The organism is Agrilactobacillus composti DSM 18527 = JCM 14202, assembly GCF_001436375.1.
Classification (GTDB): Bacteria; Bacillota; Bacilli; order Lactobacillales; family Lactobacillaceae; genus Agrilactobacillus; species Agrilactobacillus composti.
Genome location: NZ_AZGA01000082.1, coordinates 1 through 740, shown reverse-complemented (window position 1 = coordinate 740; position 740 = coordinate 1). Strand labels below are relative to the sequence as shown.

Here is a 740-nt window from a genome sequence, read left to right as displayed (position 1 = left end):
ACGCCGAGCGTAGTTGGTGGGAAACTGCCTGCGAGGGTAGGAAGTCGCCGCGCTATAATGGAGGTTTAGCTCAGCTGGGAGAGCATCTGCCTTACAAGCAGAGGGTCACAGGTTCGAGCCCTGTAACCTCCATTGAGTCGTTAGCTCAGTTGGTAGAGCATCTGACTTTTAATCAGAGGGTCGACAGTTCGAGCCTGTCACGACTCATTGCTTTTCCGTGACGCGGGTGTGGCGGAATTGGCAGACGCGCTAGATTTAGGTTCTAGTGTCCGAAGGACGTAAGGGTTCAAGTCCCTTCACCCGTATTTAGCAACACAGGCTCTAACAATGCCGACTTAGCTCAGTTGGTAGAGCATCTGATTTGTAATCAGAGGGTCGGGCGTTCGAATCGTCTAGTCGGCATATGCGGAAGTAGTTCAGTGGTAGAACATCACCTTGCCATGGTGGGGGTCGCGAGTTCGAATCTCGTCTTCCGCTTTTCAATGAAATACTGCCGGGGTGGCGGAACAGGCAGACGCACAGGACTTAAAATCCTGCGGTGAGTGATCACCGTACCGGTTCGATTCCGGTCCTCGGCATTTTATATGCACCCATAGCGCAATTGGATAGAGTGTCTGACTACGAATCAGAAGGTTGTAGGTTCGACTCCTACTGGGTGCACTACTTCGGGAAATAGCTCAGCTTGGTAGAGCACCTGGTTTGGGACCAGGGGGTCGCAGGTTCGAATCCTGTTTTCCCGA

At 52.6% G+C, this 740-nt stretch carries 8 tRNA genes; all 8 read left to right on the top strand.

The window, feature by feature from the left end:
• Window positions 1-59: 59 nt before the first annotated feature.
• The 8 genes from FC83_RS13515 to FC83_RS13480 all read left to right on the top strand — a co-directional run bounded on the left by FC83_RS13515 (window position 60) and on the right by FC83_RS13480 (window position 740).
• Window positions 60-132, top strand: a tRNA-Val gene (locus tag FC83_RS13515).
• 2 nt (window positions 133-134) lie between these two features.
• A tRNA-Lys gene (locus FC83_RS13510) sits at window positions 135-207 on the top strand.
• Between the two features lie 15 nt (window positions 208-222).
• Window positions 223-305, top strand: a tRNA-Leu gene (locus tag FC83_RS13505).
• A 24-nt stretch (window positions 306-329) separates the two neighbouring features.
• Window positions 330-402: transfer RNA gene (locus FC83_RS13500), tRNA-Thr, on the top strand.
• A gap of 3 nt (window positions 403-405) precedes the next feature.
• Window positions 406-477: transfer RNA gene (locus tag FC83_RS13495), tRNA-Gly, on the top strand.
• A gap of 15 nt (window positions 478-492) precedes the next feature.
• Window positions 493-578, top strand: a tRNA-Leu gene (locus FC83_RS13490).
• Window positions 579-586: 8 nt separating this feature from the next.
• Window positions 587-660: transfer RNA gene (locus tag FC83_RS13485), tRNA-Arg, on the top strand.
• A gap of 6 nt (window positions 661-666) precedes the next feature.
• Window positions 667-740: transfer RNA gene (locus FC83_RS13480), tRNA-Pro, on the top strand.